The following is a 17,633-nucleotide window of genomic DNA, read 5'->3' as shown; positions in this document are numbered from 1 at the left end:
GGGAAAGGCTGTGCGAATATTCTTCACCAGCCTTTTCGCTTTTTTCATTTCCGGGTTGGCTGGCGGTCTGATCGCGCAATGGTTGGCTGTCGCCACCGGCGCCGAGGAAGAATACATCATCGTCTTCATGTTCTCGGTGCTGGTGACCTTTGTCGTCACCTTCATCTTCTTCGTGGCGCAATTGACGAACGATCCGGTCGCGGCCGTGGCGAGGGCGGGTAAGTGGACGCTGATTGTGTTTGTGGTGCTGCTCGTCCTCTTGGTCGGGCTGATCCTTTACAGCGACAGCAGCGTCGCGGTGGTCAGGAAAGACATGCCGATGGTTGCCGGTCTCGGTCTACCGGGCTTGGTGACGATCGTCATCCATTGGTTGTTCGTGCGCTGGCGCGTGAAGCGCGGCGTGGCCGACATAAAGGCAGGTTGAACGGATGAAGACGGTGCTTTGTTACGGCGACTCGCTGACCTGGGGCTACAATGCCGAAGGCGGGCGTCATGCGTTGCCGGATCGCTGGCCAAGCGTGCTGCAGGCCGGCCTCGGCGAAGGCGTTCAGGTCATCGCCGACGGCCTCAATGGCCGCACCACCGCTTTCGACGATCATCTGGCCGGAGCCGACCGCAACGGCGCGCGGCTGCTGCCGACGGTGCTGACGACGCATGCGCCGATCGACCTGATCGTCATCATGCTCGGTGCCAATGACATGAAACCTTGGATCCATGGCAACCCGGTTGCCGCCAAGCAAGGCATCCAGCGGCTGATCGACATCGTGCGTGGCCACGACTATCCTTTCGACTGGCCGGCGCCGCAGATTCTGATCGTTTCGCCGCCCCTTGTCAGCCGCACGGAGAATGCCGACTTCAAGGAGATGTTCGCCGGTGGCGATGACGCCTCGAAGCAGCTTGCACCGCAATACGCAGCACTCGCCGACGAAGTTGGTTGCGGCTTCTTCGACGCTGGCACAGTGGCGCAAACAACACCTCTCGATGGCGTCCACCTCGACGCCGAAAACACGCGAAACATCGGCAAGGCGCTGACGCCATTCGTGCGCGTGATGTTAGCGACATGATAGTCGGATCGTTTCTGATCATTGGCATTTGGTTGGCTGTGCATTGGCAAGGCCGCCGAAGCCGGCTTCTTGCAGGCTACGCACTTCTTGGGTTTTGGGTTTTCGACGCAATTTCGGTACTGATGCATGAGCCAGCTTTCAGGCCCCCAATGCTGACGCACGAGCCATGGTCGATACCAAAGCCTTCGTTCGGTGAAGCCTCGCTTCAATAAGGACCAGAAAATGTCTGAATCATACGACGTCATCATCATCGGCTCCGGTCCCGGCGGCTATGTCACGGCGGTACGTTCCGCCCAGCTTGGCTTCAAGACGGCGATCGTCGAGCGCGAACATCTCGGCGGCATCTGCCTCAACTGGGGCTGCATTCCGACCAAGGCGCTGCTGCGGTCGGCCGAGATCATGCACTATTCGGATCACCTGAAGGATTATGGCCTGAAGCTCGACGGCAAGGTCAGCGCCGACACCGCGGCCGTGGTCGATCGGTCGCGGAAAGTGTCGCTCAGGCTCAATGGCGGTGTCGCCTTCCTGATGAAGAAGAACAAGGTCGACGTGATCTGGGGCGAGGCCAAGTTGTCGAAGCCCGGCGAGATCGTTGTTTCCAAGACGGCCAAGAAGCCAATGGAGCCGCAGCCGCCGGTGCCGAAAGGCGTCAAGGGCGAGGGCACCTACACCGCCAAGCACATCATCCTGGCGACCGGTGCCCGGCCGCGCGCGCTGCCCGGCATCGAGCCGGATGGCAAGCTGATCTGGACTTATTTCGAGGCCATGGTGCCCAAGGAGATGCCGAAGTCGCTGCTGGTGATGGGTTCGGGCGCCATCGGCATCGAATTCGCCTCCTTCTACCGCACCATGGGCGCCGAGGTGACGGTGGTCGAACTGCTGCCGGCGGTGATGCCTGTCGAGGACGCCGAAGTCTCGAAGTTCGCGCAAAAGCAGTTCGAGAAGCAAGGCATGAAGATCATCCTCGAGGCCAAGGTGACGAAGGTCGAGAAGGGGGCGAACTCCGTCACCGCGCATGTCGAGATGAAGGACGGCAAGGTCGAGAAGATATCGGCCGATCGCATGATCTCGGCCGTCGGTGTCCAGGGCAATATCGAGAATCTCGGCCTGGAGGCACTCGGCGTGAAGACCGAGCGCGGCTGCGTCGTCATAGACGGTTATGGCAAGACCAATGTGCCTGGCATATATGCCATCGGCGATGTCGCCGGTCCCCCGATGCTTGCCCACAAGGCCGAGCACGAGGGCGTGGTGTGCATCGAAAAGATCGCCAATTTTCCCGGCGTTCACGCGACGGACAAGCTCAAGATTCCCGGCTGCACATATTGCAACCCGCAGGTCGCCTCCGTTGGCTTGACGGAAGCGAAAGCAAAGGCCGAGGGCTGGGATATTCGCGTCGGCCGCTTCCAGTTCGCCGCCAACGGCAAGGCCATCGCGCTTGGCGAGGACCAGGGCTTCATCAAGACCATCTTCGACAAGAAGACCGGTCAGTTGCTCGGCGCGCATATGGTCGGCGCCGAAGTCACCGAATTGATCCAGGGCTTTGTCGTGGCGATGAACCTTGAAACGACCGAGGAAGAGCTGATGCACACGATCTTCCCGCATCCGACGCTGTCGGAGATGATGAAGGAAAGCGTGCTCGACGCCTATGGCCGCGCCTTGAACGCATGATAGATTCGCCGCAGGAGACTCAGCTTCGAAAGCCGCGAGATCGCGACGGCGGGGCAGTTCGTTTCCGGATGCATTTTTACGCGCGCAAGGAGAAGGCATATGCACTTGAACGGCGTGGGCTGGATCGCAGCCATCATCATCGGCGGCTTGGCAGGCTGGCTCGCCGAAATGGTCATGAAGAGCAACACCGGCATATTCATGAACATTATCATGGGCATCGTTGGCGCGGTGGTGCTGAACGCCATCCTGCAGGCGCTCAACATCGGCGTGTTCGGCGTCGGCTGGACCGCCTATTTGATCACCGGCTTCATCGGTGCCTGCCTGCTGATCTGGGTCGGTCGCCTGGTGCGCCGCTAGTCGATATCGTTCCGGCTATGCGAAAACGGTTGTGGCGGCATGCGCCGCCGCAGCCTTTTTCTTTGTGTTGAAAAGTCCTAGATGACGTAAAAGTGACGAGCGCCGACGGGCGGTCGCGAGAAAAGCCAAGGTTCAGATGGTCACTGTCCTCGACACGATCGCCAACGCGCCGCGGGTGCGGCATCCCGAGAAAGCGCACAAGCCCGACCAGGAGGTGTTGCGCAAGCCGGACTGGATTCGCGTCAAGGCGCCGGTGTCGAAAGGCTATGCCGAGACACGCGAGATCGTAAAATCCCACAAGCTGGTGACTGTATGCGAAGAGGCCGGTTGCCCGAACATCGGTGAGTGCTGGGAAAAGAAGCACGCCACCTTCATGATCATGGGCGAGATCTGCACGCGCGCCTGCGCCTTCTGCAATGTCGCCACCGGCATTCCGACCGCGCTCGATCCCGACGAGCCGGCCCGCGTCGCGCATGCCGTCAAGCAGATGGGCCTTACCCATGTCGTCATCACCTCGGTCGACCGCGACGATCTCGCCGATGGCGGCGCGCAGCACTTCGCCGATGTCATCCGTGCGATCCGGGTGGCAACGCCTCTGACGACGATCGAAATCCTGACGCCGGATTTCCTGCGCAAGGACGGCGCGCTGGAGATCGTCGTGGCGGCCAGGCCCGACGTCTTCAACCACAATCTCGAAACCGTGCCGTCGAACTATCTGAAGGTCCGGCCGGGCGCCCGCTATTTCCATTCGATCCGGCTGCTGCAGCGGGTGAAGGAACTCGATCCCTCGATCTTCACCAAGTCCGGCATCATGGTGGGACTGGGAGAGGAGCGGAACGAAATCCTGCAGTTGATGGACGATCTGCGTTCGGCCAATGTCGACTTCATGACCATCGGCCAGTACCTGCAGCCGTCGAAGAAGCACCACCCGGTGATCCGCTTCGTCACGCCGGAGGAATTCAAGTCCTTCGAGACGATTGGCAAGACCAAGGGTTTCCTGCTGGTGGCGTCAAGCCCGCTGACGCGCTCGTCGCATCACGCCGGCGACGATTTCGCCAGGCTGCGCGCGGCGCGCGAAGCGCAGCTCGCGAAATCGCTCTGATGCGTCTTCGACGCGACGCGCTCTAGAGCCGGGTTCATGCCGAAATTCGAAGCCACCCGCCGCGTTGCCCACACGCCGCAGCAGATGTTCGCGCTGGTTGCCGACATCGAAACCTATCCGCAATTCCTGCCGCTTTGCGAGGCGCTGACGGTCCGCTCACGCAAGGAGCGGGATGGGCGCACCATCCTCGTGGCCGACATGAGCATCGGCTACAAGGCGATACGTGAGACCTTCACGACGCAGGTGCTGCTGAAGCCCGACGAAAACGCCATCGATGTGAAATACATCGATGGCCCGTTCAAATATCTGAGCAATGTCTGGCGTTTCGAGCCAGACGGCGCCGGCTGTGCCGTGCGCTTCTTCATCGACTATGAATTCAAGAGCCGCATCCTGGGCGCGCTGATGGGCACGATGTTCGACCGTGCGTTCCGCATGTTCGCAGAGGCTTTCGAAAAACGCGCTGATGTCATCTACGGCAAGACACCGGCGGCCTGACTCTCGCCAAGCGCCTGCAAGCCGAGCTCGAGTGCATGGTTGACCGTTTCGCGGCGGATGAAGTCGCGACCATTGTCGGCAAACAGCTTTCGTTCGGCCGTCACGGGTTGGCCGTTCACGGCAACGCCGAACCAGACTAGCCCGACCGGCTTTTCCCTGGAACCGCCACCCGGACCGGCAATGCCGGTAACGGCCAGGGTGAGGCCGGCGCGCGATCGGGCAAGCGCACCGGTTGCCATCTCGGCCGCCGTCTCGCGGGATACCGCGCCATGCGCGTCGAGCGTCGTGGCGGAAACACCAAGCATGTCCATCTTGGCTTCATTGGAATAGGTGATGAAGCCGCGATCGACCACGGCGGAGGAGCCGGCAATGTCGGTCAGCGCGGCAATGATCATGCCGCCGGTGCAGCTTTCCGCCGTCGCCAGCATGATGCCGCGCTCGCGGCAGGCCTCAAACAGGGCGATTGCCAGGTTGGTCATTCAGGAACCTCGCCGGGAAACACCACGCTGGCGGTGGCGATCGCCGCGATGCCTTCCTCGCGGCCGATAAAGCCGAGCTTCTCGTTGGTCGTCGCCTTGACCGAAATGCGGTCGGCGGAAATGCCCAGCATCTGCGAAAGGACCGATGTCATCGCCTCGCGGTGCGGGCCGACGCGCGGTGCTTCGCAGATCACCGTGATGTCGGCATTGGCGATGCGCCCGCCGCGCTCGCGCACCAGTCTTGCCGCATGTTCGACGAATATCCGCGACGCAGCGCCTTTCCACTGCGGATCGGACGGCGGAAAGTGCGTGCCGATGTCGCCGGCCCCGCAGGTCGCGAGCAACGCGTCGGTCAGGGCGTGCAGGCCGACATCGGCGTCGGAATGGCCCGACAACTTCCTGTCATGCGGGATGGCGACGCCACAGAGCGTGACGTGGTCGCCGGGCTCAAAGGCATGGACGTCGTAGCCATTGCCGGTGCGGATGTCGGGGAAGTGTGCCCGTTCGCTGGAAAGCCGCTGGTGTGCCATGGCGACGTCCCGTGCCCAGGTGAGTTTGACATTGTCCGGCGAGCCGGGAACGAGCTTTACCGGCATTTGCATCCATTCGGCGATCGACGCGTCGTCGGTAAAGTCGGTCTTGCCTCTGCTGTAGGCTTCCTCATGCATCGTCATGATCGCGAGGAAGGGAAAGCCTTGCGGCGTTTGCGCCGCGTGCAGCCCGCTCCTGGGGACTGTTTCGCCGACCGTGCCGGCGGCCGATTCGCGTTTCAGCGTGTCGGCGACGGGCAGGGCGGGAAGCGCGCCCTCCCGTTCGCCGATAGCCGCGATGGTCCGGTCGATCAGATCCATATCGACAAAGGGGCGCGCGGCGTCGTGAATGAGGACCTTGTCGGGCGCGTAGCTTCTGAGCGCCTGCAGCCCGAGCCGAACCGAATCCTGCCGGGTCGCGCCTCCGGCGATTGCCGTCACCCGATCGGCATCGGTGCCTACCGCTTGCCGAAAAAGCTCGCGGTCCTCCGCATGAATGGCCACGACGATCCGGCCGATGAGCGGGTGCGCGAGAAAAATATCGATGACGCGCGCGATGACGGCGCGCCCGCCGATTCGTTGATATTGCTTCGGGCCATCGGTCTGCCCGGCGCGCGCGCCGCGACCGGCCGCGACGATAACCACCGCGACTTTGCCACCCGGATCCGAAGCCTGATTTTCAGTTGCGCCAATCATCCAGTCTGGTCCTAGTCGCGGCCAAGGCCGAAGGCCAGCATTTTCCCAATTGCGCCTCAATGTGGCGTCATTCCGCGTTGCACATTTCTCTCGATCTGGCTAGAGAATGTGCAACGAATGGACATGCTTGGTTTTTGTGCATGGTTAACTTGATAAGATTGGCCGCGCCTCTCGAGGTCGGCGGCGTGAGAATCCGCAACCGCGTCTTCCTCGCGCCGATGTCTGGGATTACGGACGAGGCGTTCAGGCAGCGCGCCCATGCGCATGGCGCCGGCCTGGTCGTATCCGAAATGGTTGCCAGCGGCGAACTCGCCAAGGGCAGGGCTGGCTGCGACCTGCGCATACGTCATTCCGGCCTGCCCGTCCATATGGTCCAGCTTGCGGGCCGAGAGGCGATGCATATGGCCGAAGGCGCTCGGATCGCCGCCGGCGAGGGCGCCGACATCATCGACATCAACATGGGCTGCCCGGCCAAGAAGGTCACCGGCGGCTATGCCGGCTCGGCGCTGATGCTGGACCTCGACCACGCGCTCTCGCTGATCGAGGCTGTGGTCGGCGCCGTCGAGGTGCCGGTGACGGTGAAGATGCGGCTGGGTTGGGACGAAGGCGCACTGAACGCTCCCGTCCTTGCGCGCCGAGCCGAGCAGGCGGGCGTCAGGATGGTCACGGTCCATGGCCGCACACGCTGCCAGTTCTACCAGGGCAAGGCGGACTGGCGTGCCATCGCTCGCGTCAAGGAGGCCGTTTCCATCCCGGTCGTCGCCAATGGCGATGTCTGCTCCCCGGCTGAAGCCTCGGTCATTCTCGAACAGTCCGGCGCCGACGCGGTGATGGTCGGCCGCGCCCACTATGGCGCGCCGTGGGTCGCCGGGAGCATCGCTACGGCCGCCGCCGGGGCATTTTCGCCCGGCATGCCCGAGACCCGCCAAGCGCTCGCCGACTATGTCGTTGCTCATTACCAGGACATGCTGGCGCTCTACGGCATCGAGAGCGGCCTGCGCCAGGCGCGCAAGCATCTGGGCTGGTATCTCGATCGACATGCCGGGGGTGTCGCTGGCGACAGTAGAAAAGCGATAATGACCGCGTTCGAACCCGCTCGCGTCATTGCCTTGCTGCGCGAGGTATTCTCGCGCGATCCGCAAACCATGAACCTGCGGAGCGCCGCATGACCGCCACTGCCGGCCAAAGCACCGAAATAGCGGATGCCGCCCAGATCGTGCTGAATACGATCCGCCGCCCGGTGATCATGATCAGCGAGGAAGGGTTCATCATCTTTGCCAACGCCGATGCCGAGGATTTCTTTCGCTCCAGCGCGACCATGCTGGCGCGCAACACCTTGTCCAAACTCATACCTTTCGGCAGCCCGCTGCTGACGCTGGTCGACCAGGTGCGCGAGCGCCGCGCGCCCGTCAACGAGTATCGGGTCGACGTCTCGTCACCGCGCCTCGGCATCGAGAAGGTCGTCGATCTCTACGTCGCCCCGGTGCCGGAATTTCCGGGCTCCGTCGTGGTCATGTTCCAGGAGCGGTCGATGGCCGACAAGATCGACCGGCAGATGACGCATCGGGGTGCGGCGCGCTCGGTGACTGGCCTGGCCGCGATGCTGGCGCATGAGATCAAGAACCCGCTGTCCGGCATCAGGGGGCGGCCCAGCTGCTCGAACTGTCCGCCTCCGATGAGGATCGCGCGCTGACGCGGCTGATCACCGACGAGACGGACCGCATCGTGTCGCTGGTCGATCGAATGGAGGTGTTTTCCGACGAGCGACCGATCGATCGCTATCCCGTCAACATCCACGTCGTGCTCGATCACGTGAAAGCAATCGCAAAGAACGGTTTCGCGAAGAAAATCAAGATATTGGAGGATTATGATCCATCATTGCCTCCAGTGTTTGCCAATCGCGATCAGTTGATCCAGGTGTTCCTCAACCTGGTCAAGAACGCCGCCGAGGCGATCGGTAGCGATCCCCAGGGCGAGATCGTGCTGTCCACCGCCTTCCGGCCCGGCATTCGCGTTTCGGTTCCCGGCACGCAGGACCGCGTATCGCTACCGCTGGAGTTCTGCGTGCGCGACAATGGTTCGGGCGTCTCGGAAGATATCCTGCCAATCCTGTTCGATCCCTTCATCACCACCAAGCCGAACGGCTCGGGGCTGGGGCTGGCGCTGGTCGCCAAGATCGTCGGTGAACATGGCGGCATCATCGAATGTGATTCGACGCCGCGCGCAACGACGTTCCGGGTGCTGATGCCGGCCTGGAAGGAAACGGCGGTTGGCGCCGATCAAGACGGCGAAGGAGATCGCAAATGACCGTTCGCGGCAACATTCTCGTCGCCGATGACGATGCGGCGATCCGCACCGTGCTCAATCAGGCCCTGTCGCGTGTCGGTCACGAAGTGCGCGTCACCTCCAACGCCTCGACCCTGTGGCGCTGGGTGGCCGCAGGCGAGGGTGACCTCGTCATCACCGACGTCGTGATGCCGGACGAGAACGCCTTCGACATGCTGCCGCGTATTAAGAAGGCGCGGCCGGAACTGCCTGTCATCGTCATGAGCGCTCAGAACACCTTCATGACGGCGATCCGCGCTTCCGAAACCGGCGCCTACGAATATTTGCCGAAGCCTTTCGACCTGACCGAACTCCTCAACATCGTCAACCGCGCGCTGTCCGAGCCCCGGCGGCCCAAGATCGATGCCCGGCAGGAAGAGCAGCCCGAAACGATGCCGCTGGTCGGCCGTTCGGCGGCCATGCAGGACATTTACCGCATGCTGGCGCGCATGATGCAGACCGACCTGACGGTCATGATCTCGGGCGAATCGGGCACCGGCAAGGAACTGGTGGCGCGCGCGCTGCATGAATATGGACGCCGTCGTGGCGGTCCGTTCGTCGCCATCAACATGGCCGCGATCCCGCGCGATCTGATCGAATCGGAATTGTTCGGCCACGAGAAGGGCGCCTTCACCGGCGCGCAGAACCGCTCGACCGGCCGGTTCGAGCAGGCAGAGGGCGGCACGCTGTTCCTCGACGAGATCGGCGACATGCCGATGGAGGCGCAGACGCGCCTGCTGCGCGTCCTGCAGCAGGGCGAGTACACGACGGTCGGCGGCCGCACGCCGATCAAGACCGATGTGCGCATCGTTGCCGCCACCAACAAGGACCTGCGCACGCTGATCAACCAGGGCCTCTTCCGCGAGGACCTCTTCTACCGTCTCAACGTCGTGCCGCTGAGGTTGCCGGCGCTGCGCGAACGCTCCGAGGACGTGCCTGACCTGGTGCGCCATTTCTTCAAGCTTGGCGAGATGGAAGGGCTGCAGACCAAGCGCATCTCCTCCGGCGGCATCGAACTGATGAAGCGCTATCCCTGGCCAGGCAATGTGCGCGAACTGGAAAACCTCGTTCGCAGGCTCGCCGCGCTTTATTCGCAGGACGAGATCTCCGCCGAGATCATCGAGGCGGAACTCAAGACAGGCGAGCGCCCGGTGGTGCCGGGCGCCGGCAACCTCATTCCCGACGATCTTTCCATCGGCCAGGCGGTGGAGCACTTCCTGCAGCGCTATTTCGCCTCCTTTGCGGGCGAATTACCGCCCGCCGGTCTCTACGAGCGCATTCTGTCGGAAGTCGAATATCCCTTGGTGCTGGCTTCGATGACGGCAACCCGCGGCAACCAGATCAAGGCCGCAGAGCTTTTGGGCCTCAACCGCAATACCCTGCGCAAGAAGATTCGCGAGTTGGGCGTCAACGTCTACAAGTCCTCCCGCCAGACCTGAGCTAGCGCCAAGGACACGATCTTTTCAGGGGACCGAACGGGGAAAGAGTCCCGCCGCCGTCACACTTGTTGCATAATCGCCACAATGCGTTGCATAGATCGGACGCAATCACTGGCTCTACACGGCGACATGGCTCCGCAGGCACCTGTACTCAACAAACCGCTTTTCAGCGAACCTGGCGCGCGCGACGGGCGCCGGCTGCTGGCGCTGCCCGGCGTGGTGGCGGTCGTCGGCGCCCTGGTCATGGCGGCTATCTCGTTCGCCATCCTGGTCGGAGCGACGCCGATCGCGCCTGACGCCAAGACGACCTGGGCGCTGATCGCGCTCAACGCCGCCTTCGTGCTCTTTCTCATCGCGCTGGTTGGACGCGAGGTGCATCGCATCGTCATGGCGCGCCGCCATGGCAAGGCGGCTTCTCGGCTACATGTGCGCATCGTTGCCATGTTCGCGCTGGTTGCCGCCATTCCCGCCATCATGGTGGCGATCATCGCCTCGATCACGCTCGATATCGGCCTTGATCGCTGGTTCGAGATTCGCACCAAGACGATCGTCAATTCTTCACTGTCGATCGCCGACGCCTATGTGCAGGAGAACGCGCGCAATCTGCAGGGCACGACGCTCTCGATGGCCTATGATCTCGACGCGTCCCGCACCCTCTACGGCCTCGATCGCACCGGCTTTCTCGACCTCATGAACAAGGAGGCCGTGGGCCGCTCGCTGGCGCATGCCGCGCTGATCAAGCCCGACGGTTCCTTCGTCATGAGCGCCAAGACCGATGCCGATTTCGCCATGCCGGAACCGCCGGAAGGAGCGGTTGCCACTGCCACAGACGGCAAGCCGGTGCTGATCGAGCCGCGCACGCGCAACATCATGGGCGCCATCGTCAAACTGCGCGAGATCGAGGGCCTCTATCTCTACACCATCCGTCTTGTCGACCCCGAGGTGATCAAGGCGCGGCAGATCGTCAGGTCCAACACCGACGAGTATCGCAATCTCGAGGATAACAGGCGCACCTCGCAAGTGGCATTTGCGCTGCCCTACCTGTCGCTGACCCTGATCATCATCCTGTCGGCGATCTGGACCGGCATAGCCGTTGCCGACCGGCTGGTGCGGCCAATCCGTCAGTTGATCGGCGCCGCCGACGAAGTCGCGACCGGCAATCTCGACGTTGCGGTGCCGGTGCGGCCATCCGATGGCGATGTCGCCTCGCTCGGCGATACGTTCAACAAGATGCTGCTGGAGCTCAAATCACAGCGCAACGAGATTCTGTCGGCGAAGGACCTGATCGACGAGAGGCGGCGTTTTTCGGAAGCCGTGCTTGCCGGTGTCACCGCCGGCGTCATCGGCGTCGACCCTTACGGCATCATCACCATCGTCAACCGTTCCGCCGAATCGATGCTGGCCATTTCCGCCAGCGCGGCGCTCGGGCAAAACCTTTCCGCGGTCCTGCCGCATGTCGGCCGTGTCTTCGAGATCGGCCGCAAGTCCGGCAAACCTGTCTACCGCGAGCAGGTGACTTTCTATCGCGCCGGCGCCGAGCGGACCTTTAACGTGCAGGTCACCATTGAGGCGGGCGATGACGGCTCGGAGGAAAAATCCTATGTCGTGACGGTGGACGACATCACCGATCTGGTTCAGGCCCAGCGTTCGTCCGCCTGGGCCGACGTGGCGCGGCGCATTGCCCACGAGATCAAGAATCCGCTGACGCCGATCCAGCTTTCCGCCGAGCGTATCAAGCGCCGCTACGGCAAGGTTATCACCGAAGACCGCGAAGTTTTCGACCAGTGCACCGACACCATCATCCGGCAGGTGGAGGACATTGGCCGCATGGTCGACGAGTTCTCGGCCTTCGCGCGCATGCCAAAGCCCGAGATGAAGGCCATAGACCTGCGCGAATCGCTGCGCGAGGCTTCGTTCCTGGTCGAAGTCAGCCGCGCCGACATCACCTTCGAGCGGATATTCGGCAACGAACCGCTCAAGGGCACGTTCGACAGCCGGCTGATGGCTCAGGCCTTCGGCAATGTGATCAAGAATGCCGCCGAGGCGATCGACGGGCTGGAACAGAAGGACGGTTCGCACGGCATAATCCGGATTCAAGCCGGCCGCCAGAATGGCGCGATTCGCATCGACGTCATCGACAATGGCAAAGGCCTGCCGCGCGAGAATCGCCAACGGTTGCTGGAGCCCTATATGACCACACGTGAAAAAGGCACCGGGCTTGGTCTCGCTATCGTCAAGAAGATCGTGGAGGACCATGGCGGCAGGCTGGAACTCCATGACGCGCCTGCGGATTTCCATGGCGGGCGCGGCGCGATGATCAGCATCATCCTGCCGCCCGCGACCGGCGCGCTGCCACGCGGCGAAAGCAGGGCGGACCACGAAAGAGAAACTGAAAAGGTCGGTAATGGCGTCTGATATTCTCATCGTCGATGACGAGGAAGACATCCGTGAACTCGTCGCAGGCATCCTGAGTGACGAGGGTCACGAAACCCGTACGGCATTCGATGCCGACAGCGCCCTGGCGGCCATCGCCGATCGAGCGCCGAGGCTGATCTTCCTGGACATCTGGCTGCAGGGTTCGCGCCTGGACGGGTTGGCGTTGCTCGACGAGATCAAGACCATGCACCCCAACCTGCCCGTGGTGATGATTTCAGGCCATGGCAACATCGAAACGGCAGTTTCCGCCATCCGTCGCGGCGCTTATGACTTCATCGAGAAGCCGTTCAAGGCCGACAGGCTCATTCTCATTGCCGAACGCGCGCTCGAGACCTCGAAATTGCGCCGCGAGGTTTCCGACCTCAAGCTGCGCAGCGGCGAGACCTTCGACCTGATTGGTATGTCGTCGGCGATGAGCCAGTTGCGCCAGACCATCGAGCGCGTCGCGCCGACCAACAGCCGCGTGATGATCGTTGGCCCCTCCGGTTCGGGCAAGGAACTGGCCGCGCGCGCCATCCATACGCTGTCGACCCGCAAGGGCGGGCCGTTCGTGACGCTGAGCGCCGCCAACATCACGCCCGAGCGCATGGAGATCGAATTGTTCGGCACCGAATCGAACGGGGTCGAGCGCAAGGTGGGAGCGCTGGAGGAAGCCCATCGCGGTATTCTCTACATCGACGAAGTGGCCGACATGCCACGCGAGACGCAGAACAAGATCTTGCGCGTGCTGGTCGAACAGCAGTTCGAGCGGGTGGGCGGCACGAAGCGGGTCAAGGTCGATGTCCGCATCATTTCCTCGACTTCGCAGAACCTGGAGGCGATGATCGCCGACGGGCGTTTCCGCGAGGACCTTTACCACCGGCTCGCCGTGGTTCCGGTCATGGTGCCGGGGCTGGCCGAGCGGCGCGAGGACATTCCCTATCTCGTCGACAATTTCATGAAGCAGATCGCCCGCCAGGCCGGCATCAAGCCGCGCCGTATCGGCGACGACGCGCTGGCCGTGCTGCAGGCGCACAACTGGCCGGGCAACGTGCGCCAGCTGCGCAACAATGTCGAGCGGCTGATGATCCTGGCACGCGGCGAGGACGTCGATGCGCCGATCACCGCGGATCTGCTACCGTCCGAGATCGGCGATGTCATGCCGCGCACGCCGAACCAGTCGGACCAGCACATCATGGCGCTGCCGCTGCGCGAGGCACGCGAACAGTTCGAAAAGGACTATCTGATCGCCCAGATCAACCGGTTCGGCGGCAACATTTCGAAGACGGCCGAGTTCATCGGCATGGAGCGTTCCGCCTTGCATCGCAAGCTGAAGTCGCTGGGCGTCTGACGCGGCGTCCATCAGCCGCGCTGGGCCAACCATTTGCCGGTTACGGCGGCGGCGGAATCGCATAAGAAAGCCCGAGAATTTTCCAGGGGTCGCCAATGCCGCGCATTGCCTATGTCAACGGGCGCTACGTCGCTCATGCTGACGCTTCCGTGCATATCGAGGATCGCGGCTATCAGTTCGCCGACGGCGTCTACGAGGTCTGCGAGGTGGCGCGCGGCTTCATCGTCGACATGCCGCGCCATCTTGCCCGGCTGAACCGCTCGCTGACCGAACTGTCGATCGCCTGGCCGGTGACACGCAATGTGTTGCCGCTGATCCTGCGCGAGGTGGTCAACCGCAATCATGTCGTCGACGGTCTGGTCTATGTCCAGGTGACGCGCGGTGTCGCCAGCCGCGATTTCGTTTTCCCGTCGGCGGACACGAAGCCGGCTTTGGTGGTGACAGCCAGAAAGGCGGATCCTGCCGCCGGCACGAAACGAGCCGAGACCGGTATCGCAGTCATTACCGTGCCGGAGAACCGCTGGGACCGGGTCGACATCAAGACCGTCGGGCTACTGCCCAATGTGTTGGCCAAGCAGAAGGCCAAGGAAGCCGGCGCCCAGGAAGCCTGGTTCGTGGACACGGACGGCAACGTCAAGGAGGGCGGCTCGTCGAATGCCTGGATCGTTACCAGGGATGGCGTTCTGGTCACCAGGCCGGCCGAACATGGCATTCTGCGCGGCATCACGCGCACCACCATGTTCGAAGTCGCGGCAAAGCTCGGCCTGAAGATCGAGGAGCGTGGATTTTCAGTCGCCGAGGCCAAGGCGGCTCGCGAAGCATTCATCAGTTCGGCAACGACTATTGCCATGCCAATCGTGGCCATTGACGGTGATCCCATAGCCAATGGACACCCCGGCTCAATAACACTTTCGTTGCGGCAAGCCTTTTTTGACATTGCGCAAAAAAGTCCAGCCTGATAACCGCACAGGTGGAATGAACATCAATATATCTCGTTCTGCTTGTCGTTACTGACGGCAAGAGGGTGTTTGCGCGCTTGACATGTGCCCGCTAATTTGGCGCATTGGCTGCAAACCGAAGGGGATCGGCGAAGACAAAAACAATGGCGGAACGATCGCAAAACCTTCAGGACCTGTTCCTGAACTCAGTTCGCAAGAGCAAGAACCCGCTCACCATCTTCCTCATCAACGGCGTGAAGCTGACCGGCGTGGTCACTTCCTTCGACAATTTCTGCGTCCTGTTGCGCCGCGACGGCCACTCCCAGCTCGTCTACAAGCACGCCATTTCCACGATCATGCCGAGCCAGCCGGTTCAGATGTTCGATGGCGAGGAAGGCCAGGGCGCCTGATTGGCACGTGATAAGGACGCGGACGGCACGGTTCGCGGAAAACCAGCGCATCATCCCGGGACGGCCGAAGCCCCGACCCGGGCCGTTGTCATTGTACCTGTGCTTACCCGCCAACCGCGTAATGACGATGACACGAGCCGTCCCCGGCTGACGCGCTCGGCCGAGGCGCGCCACGACGAAGCAGTCGGTCTTGCCCGCGCCATCGATCTTGATCTGATCCATACGGCGGTCGTGACCGTCAACGACCCGCGTCCGGCGACATTGCTGGGCAGCGGCAAGGTCGAGGAGTTCGCCGAAATCGTCAAGGAGGGCCACGCGGAAGTGGTCATTGTCGACCATCCGCTGACGCCGGTGCAGCAGCGCAATCTCGAGAAGGAATTCAACGCCAAGGTGCTGGATCGCACCGGGCTGATCCTGGAGATTTTCGGCGAGCGGGCGCGCACCAAGGAAGGCACGCTGCAGGTCGAGCTTGCCCATCTCAACTACCAGAAGGGCCGCCTGGTACGCAGCTGGACCCACCTGGAGCGTCAACGTGGCGGTGCCGGCTTCCTCGGCGGCCCCGGTGAAACGCAGATCGAATCCGATCGGCGGCAGTTGCAGGAAAAGATCATAAAGCTGAAGCACGAGCTGGAAACCGTGCGCCGCACCCGCGACCTGCATCGCGCCAAGCGCAAGAAGGTGCCGTTTCCGGTGGTGGCGATCGTCGGCTACACCAACGCCGGCAAGTCGACGCTGTTCAACAAGCTGACCGGGGCAGGGGTGCTGGCGCAGGACATGCTGTTTGCCACGCTTGATCCGACACTGCGCCGCGTACGCCTGCCGCATGGCACGCCGATTATACTTTCCGACACGGTGGGCTTCATTTCGGACCTTCCGACACATCTGATCGCGGCTTTCCGCGCGACCTTGGAAGAGGTGGTCGAGGCCGATCTCGTCATCCATCTGCGTGACATTTCCGACCCGGATACGGCGGCTCAGGCCGAGGATGTCGAGCGCATCCTCGCCGACCTCGGCGTCGATGCCGGCGACACCAAGCGCGTCATCGAAGTCTGGAACAAGATCGACCTTCTGGACGAAGGCAACAGGCAGCGGCTGCTTGCCGACGGCGCCGACGGCAGCAAGGAACCGCCAATCGCCGTATCGGCGGTATCAGGCGAAGGCATCGATGTACTGAAAGCCATCATCGAAATGCGAATGGCCGGCGAACTGCAAGACCTGACGGTGACGATCGAGCCGGCCCAGTTTGGCTTGGTCGATTGGCTTTATCGCAATGGTGACGTCGTTTCGCGGACCGACAATGACGACGGCAGCGCCACCATTTCACTGAAGGCCACGCAAAGCGCTCGCGAAGAGATCGAAAGCCGATTGCGGCGCAAAAACAACGGCTAACGCGCAGCAGTTCCAAGAAAGTGTAGCGCGGTTTTTCGCCCGGAATTGCCGAGCTATAGGGCTTACGTCGCGGTTTTCGCTTCCTGCCAGAGCGCTTCCATTTCCTCCAGGGTAGCTTCCTCCAGCGTGCTGCCGGATTTCTCCACGGCCTGCTCGACATAGTGGAAGCGTGTGCGGAATTTCTCGTTGGTGCCGGCAAGCGCCGCTTCCGAGTCGAGCTTCAAGTGACGGCCGAGATTGACGACGGCAAACAGCGTGTCGCCGAACTCATCCTTGATGTCAGCCGTTTCGCCCTTGGCCAGTGCCTCGCGCAACTCCCCGATCTCTTCTTCGATCTTGTCCAGGATGGGAGCGGCCTCGCTCCAGTCGAAGCCGACACGGGCAGCCTTTTCCTGAAGTTTCAGCGCTCGCGTCAAGGCGGGCAGGGCGACGGGAACACTGTCCAGGAAGCCTTTGCCGTTGTCCTCCGGGTCGAGGCCACGCGCGAGGCGGGCTTGCCGTTTCTCGGCCTTCTCCTGCGCCTTGATCTTCTCCCACATGCCCTTGGCCATGCCGGCGCTGCGAGCCTTCTCGTCGCCAAAGACGTGCGGATGGCGGCGGATCATCTTGGTGGTGATGGCCTGGACCACGTCGCCAAACGTGAACTCTCCGGCTTCCTGCGCCATCTGCGCGTGATAGACGACCTGTAGCAGGAGGTCGCCAAGCTCGTCGCGCAGGTCGTCGAGATCGCCGCGCGCAATGGCGTCCGCCACCTCATAGGCCTCCTCGATCGTATAAGGGGCGATGGTGGAGAAATCCTGCTCGATGTCCCACGGGCAGCCGGTCTTCGGCGCCCGTAACGCCGCCATGATCTCGATCAGGCGTGAAATATCTTTCGATGGCGTCATGCGGCGGATGCTATCGCGCCGACCGCCGCACGGCCAACGCTGTCAGCCGGCGAGGGGACTTTGTCCACAGTTGCGCCGTACCCGCTTC

The 17,633-nt window shown here is 62.5% G+C and carries 16 protein-coding genes and 1 pseudogene; 14 read left to right on the top strand and 3 right to left on the bottom strand.

What is annotated here, in order from left to right; all coding sequences use genetic code 11:
• The first annotated feature begins 10 nt into the window (after positions 1 to 10).
• The 6 genes from EJ077_RS16685 (at position 11) to EJ077_RS16660 (ending at position 4,686) form a co-directional block, all read left to right on the top strand.
• Positions 11 to 424 (top strand): hypothetical protein, encoded by a 414-nt coding sequence (locus tag EJ077_RS16685; RefSeq protein WP_208695317.1) that lies wholly within the window; start codon positions 11 to 13, stop codon positions 422 to 424.
• Between the two features lie 4 nt (positions 425 to 428).
• The gene (locus EJ077_RS16680) at positions 429 to 1,064 is read left to right on the top strand and encodes an SGNH/GDSL hydrolase family protein (protein WP_208695316.1); all 636 of its coding nucleotides are present in this window, start codon (positions 429 to 431) and stop codon (positions 1,062 to 1,064) included.
• A 222-nt stretch (positions 1,065 to 1,286) separates the two neighbouring features.
• Complete coding sequence (gene lpdA, locus EJ077_RS16675; protein WP_208695315.1) at positions 1,287 to 2,732, top strand: dihydrolipoyl dehydrogenase; 1,446 nt, start codon at positions 1,287 to 1,289, stop codon at positions 2,730 to 2,732.
• Positions 2,733 to 2,831: 99 nt separating this feature from the next.
• A complete protein-coding gene (locus tag EJ077_RS16670) occupies positions 2,832 to 3,089 on the top strand; it encodes a GlsB/YeaQ/YmgE family stress response membrane protein (protein WP_027142753.1) in 258 nt (85 codons plus the stop codon).
• 136 nt (positions 3,090 to 3,225) lie between these two features.
• Positions 3,226 to 4,191 (top strand): lipoyl synthase, encoded by a 966-nt coding sequence (gene lipA / locus EJ077_RS16665; protein ID WP_208695314.1) that lies wholly within the window; start codon positions 3,226 to 3,228, stop codon positions 4,189 to 4,191.
• A gap of 36 nt (positions 4,192 to 4,227) precedes the next feature.
• Positions 4,228 to 4,686, top strand: a complete 459-nt coding sequence (locus EJ077_RS16660) for a type II toxin-antitoxin system RatA family toxin (protein WP_135928744.1) — start codon at positions 4,228 to 4,230, stop codon at positions 4,684 to 4,686.
• Here EJ077_RS16660 and EJ077_RS16655 read toward each other — a convergent pair.
• Together EJ077_RS16655 and EJ077_RS16650 are read right to left on the bottom strand one after the other, a co-directional pair.
• A complete protein-coding gene (locus EJ077_RS16655; RefSeq protein ID WP_208695313.1) occupies positions 4,662 to 5,165 on the bottom strand; it encodes a CinA family protein in 504 nt (167 codons plus the stop codon). The genes EJ077_RS16660 and EJ077_RS16655 overlap by 25 nt on opposite strands.
• Positions 5,162 to 6,391, bottom strand: coding sequence for a bifunctional 2-C-methyl-D-erythritol 4-phosphate cytidylyltransferase/2-C-methyl-D-erythritol 2,4-cyclodiphosphate synthase (locus tag EJ077_RS16650; RefSeq protein ID WP_208695312.1), 1,230 nt, complete (start codon positions 6,389 to 6,391; stop codon positions 5,162 to 5,164). The genes EJ077_RS16655 and EJ077_RS16650 overlap by 4 nt, the downstream gene beginning before the upstream one ends.
• Before the next feature lie 140 nt (positions 6,392 to 6,531).
• Here EJ077_RS16650 and dusB point away from each other — a divergent pair, with 140 nt between their 5' ends.
• The 8 genes and pseudogenes from dusB to hflX all read left to right on the top strand — a co-directional run bounded on the left by dusB (position 6,532) and on the right by hflX (position 16,658).
• The gene (gene dusB, locus EJ077_RS16645; RefSeq protein ID WP_208695311.1) at positions 6,532 to 7,560 is read left to right on the top strand and encodes a tRNA dihydrouridine synthase DusB; all 1,029 of its coding nucleotides are present in this window, start codon (positions 6,532 to 6,534) and stop codon (positions 7,558 to 7,560) included.
• Positions 7,557 to 8,698: pseudogene (locus tag EJ077_RS16640) on the top strand (nitrogen regulation protein NR(II)). The gene dusB and the pseudogene EJ077_RS16640 overlap by 4 nt, the downstream one beginning before the upstream one ends.
• Positions 8,695 to 10,155: a nitrogen regulation protein NR(I) gene (gene ntrC / locus EJ077_RS16635; RefSeq protein WP_027142746.1), complete on the top strand. Its 1,461-nt coding sequence runs from the start codon at positions 8,695 to 8,697 to the stop codon at positions 10,153 to 10,155. The pseudogene EJ077_RS16640 and the gene ntrC overlap by 4 nt, the downstream one beginning before the upstream one ends.
• 129 nt (positions 10,156 to 10,284) lie before the next feature.
• Positions 10,285 to 12,570, top strand: a complete 2,286-nt coding sequence (locus tag EJ077_RS16630; RefSeq protein WP_208695310.1) for a sensor histidine kinase NtrY-like — start codon at positions 10,285 to 10,287, stop codon at positions 12,568 to 12,570.
• On the top strand, positions 12,560 to 13,921 hold the full coding sequence (locus EJ077_RS16625) for a sigma-54-dependent transcriptional regulator (RefSeq protein ID WP_015317919.1): 1,362 nt from the start codon (positions 12,560 to 12,562) through the stop codon (positions 13,919 to 13,921). Before EJ077_RS16630 ends, EJ077_RS16625 begins: the two co-directional genes overlap by 11 nt.
• 95 nt (positions 13,922 to 14,016) lie before the next feature.
• Positions 14,017 to 14,880, top strand: a complete 864-nt coding sequence (locus EJ077_RS16620; RefSeq protein WP_208695309.1) for a D-amino-acid transaminase — start codon at positions 14,017 to 14,019, stop codon at positions 14,878 to 14,880.
• Positions 14,881 to 15,023: 143 nt separating this feature from the next.
• The gene (gene hfq, locus EJ077_RS16615) at positions 15,024 to 15,269 is read left to right on the top strand and encodes an RNA chaperone Hfq (RefSeq protein ID WP_066989720.1); all 246 of its coding nucleotides are present in this window, start codon (positions 15,024 to 15,026) and stop codon (positions 15,267 to 15,269) included.
• On the top strand, positions 15,270 to 16,658 hold the full coding sequence (gene hflX / locus EJ077_RS16610; protein ID WP_208695308.1) for a GTPase HflX: 1,389 nt from the start codon (positions 15,270 to 15,272) through the stop codon (positions 16,656 to 16,658).
• 62 nt (positions 16,659 to 16,720) lie between these two features.
• Here the strand turns inward: hflX and mazG are convergent, their stop codons facing one another.
• A complete protein-coding gene (gene mazG / locus EJ077_RS16605; protein ID WP_208695307.1) occupies positions 16,721 to 17,545 on the bottom strand; it encodes a nucleoside triphosphate pyrophosphohydrolase in 825 nt (274 codons plus the stop codon).
• Positions 17,546 to 17,633 lie beyond the last annotated feature (88 nt).

The sequence above is a fragment of the Mesorhizobium sp. M8A.F.Ca.ET.057.01.1.1 genome, from assembly GCF_003952565.1.
In the GTDB taxonomy this organism is placed as follows: domain Bacteria; phylum Pseudomonadota; class Alphaproteobacteria; order Rhizobiales; family Rhizobiaceae; genus Mesorhizobium.
This window is presented reverse-complemented; position numbering and strand designations above follow the sequence as displayed.

Excerpts from the sequence above, each read along its gene's own strand:
- hfq (WP_066989720.1), top strand. The coding sequence starts at position 15,024 with ATGGCGGAACGATCGCAAAACCTTCAGGACCTGTTCCTGAACTCAGTT.
- EJ077_RS16670 (WP_027142753.1), top strand. The coding sequence starts at position 2,832 with ATGCACTTGAACGGCGTGGGCTGGATCGCAGCCATCATCATCGGCGGC.
- ntrC (WP_027142746.1), top strand. The coding sequence starts at position 8,695 with ATGACCGTTCGCGGCAACATTCTCGTCGCCGATGACGATGCGGCGATC.
- mazG (WP_208695307.1), bottom strand. The coding sequence starts at position 17,545 with ATGACGCCATCGAAAGATATTTCACGCCTGATCGAGATCATGGCGGCG.
- EJ077_RS16680 (WP_208695316.1), top strand. The coding sequence starts at position 429 with ATGAAGACGGTGCTTTGTTACGGCGACTCGCTGACCTGGGGCTACAAT.
- EJ077_RS16625 (WP_015317919.1), top strand. The coding sequence starts at position 12,560 with ATGGCGTCTGATATTCTCATCGTCGATGACGAGGAAGACATCCGTGAA.
- dusB (WP_208695311.1), top strand. The coding sequence starts at position 6,532 with ATGGTTAACTTGATAAGATTGGCCGCGCCTCTCGAGGTCGGCGGCGTG.
- EJ077_RS16630 (WP_208695310.1), top strand. The coding sequence starts at position 10,285 with ATGGCTCCGCAGGCACCTGTACTCAACAAACCGCTTTTCAGCGAACCT.
- EJ077_RS16620 (WP_208695309.1), top strand. The coding sequence starts at position 14,017 with ATGCCGCGCATTGCCTATGTCAACGGGCGCTACGTCGCTCATGCTGAC.
- EJ077_RS16650 (WP_208695312.1), bottom strand. The coding sequence starts at position 6,391 with ATGATTGGCGCAACTGAAAATCAGGCTTCGGATCCGGGTGGCAAAGTC.
- lipA (WP_208695314.1), top strand. The coding sequence starts at position 3,226 with ATGGTCACTGTCCTCGACACGATCGCCAACGCGCCGCGGGTGCGGCAT.
- lpdA (WP_208695315.1), top strand. The coding sequence starts at position 1,287 with ATGTCTGAATCATACGACGTCATCATCATCGGCTCCGGTCCCGGCGGC.
- EJ077_RS16660 (WP_135928744.1), top strand. The coding sequence starts at position 4,228 with ATGCCGAAATTCGAAGCCACCCGCCGCGTTGCCCACACGCCGCAGCAG.
- EJ077_RS16655 (WP_208695313.1), bottom strand. The coding sequence starts at position 5,165 with ATGACCAACCTGGCAATCGCCCTGTTTGAGGCCTGCCGCGAGCGCGGC.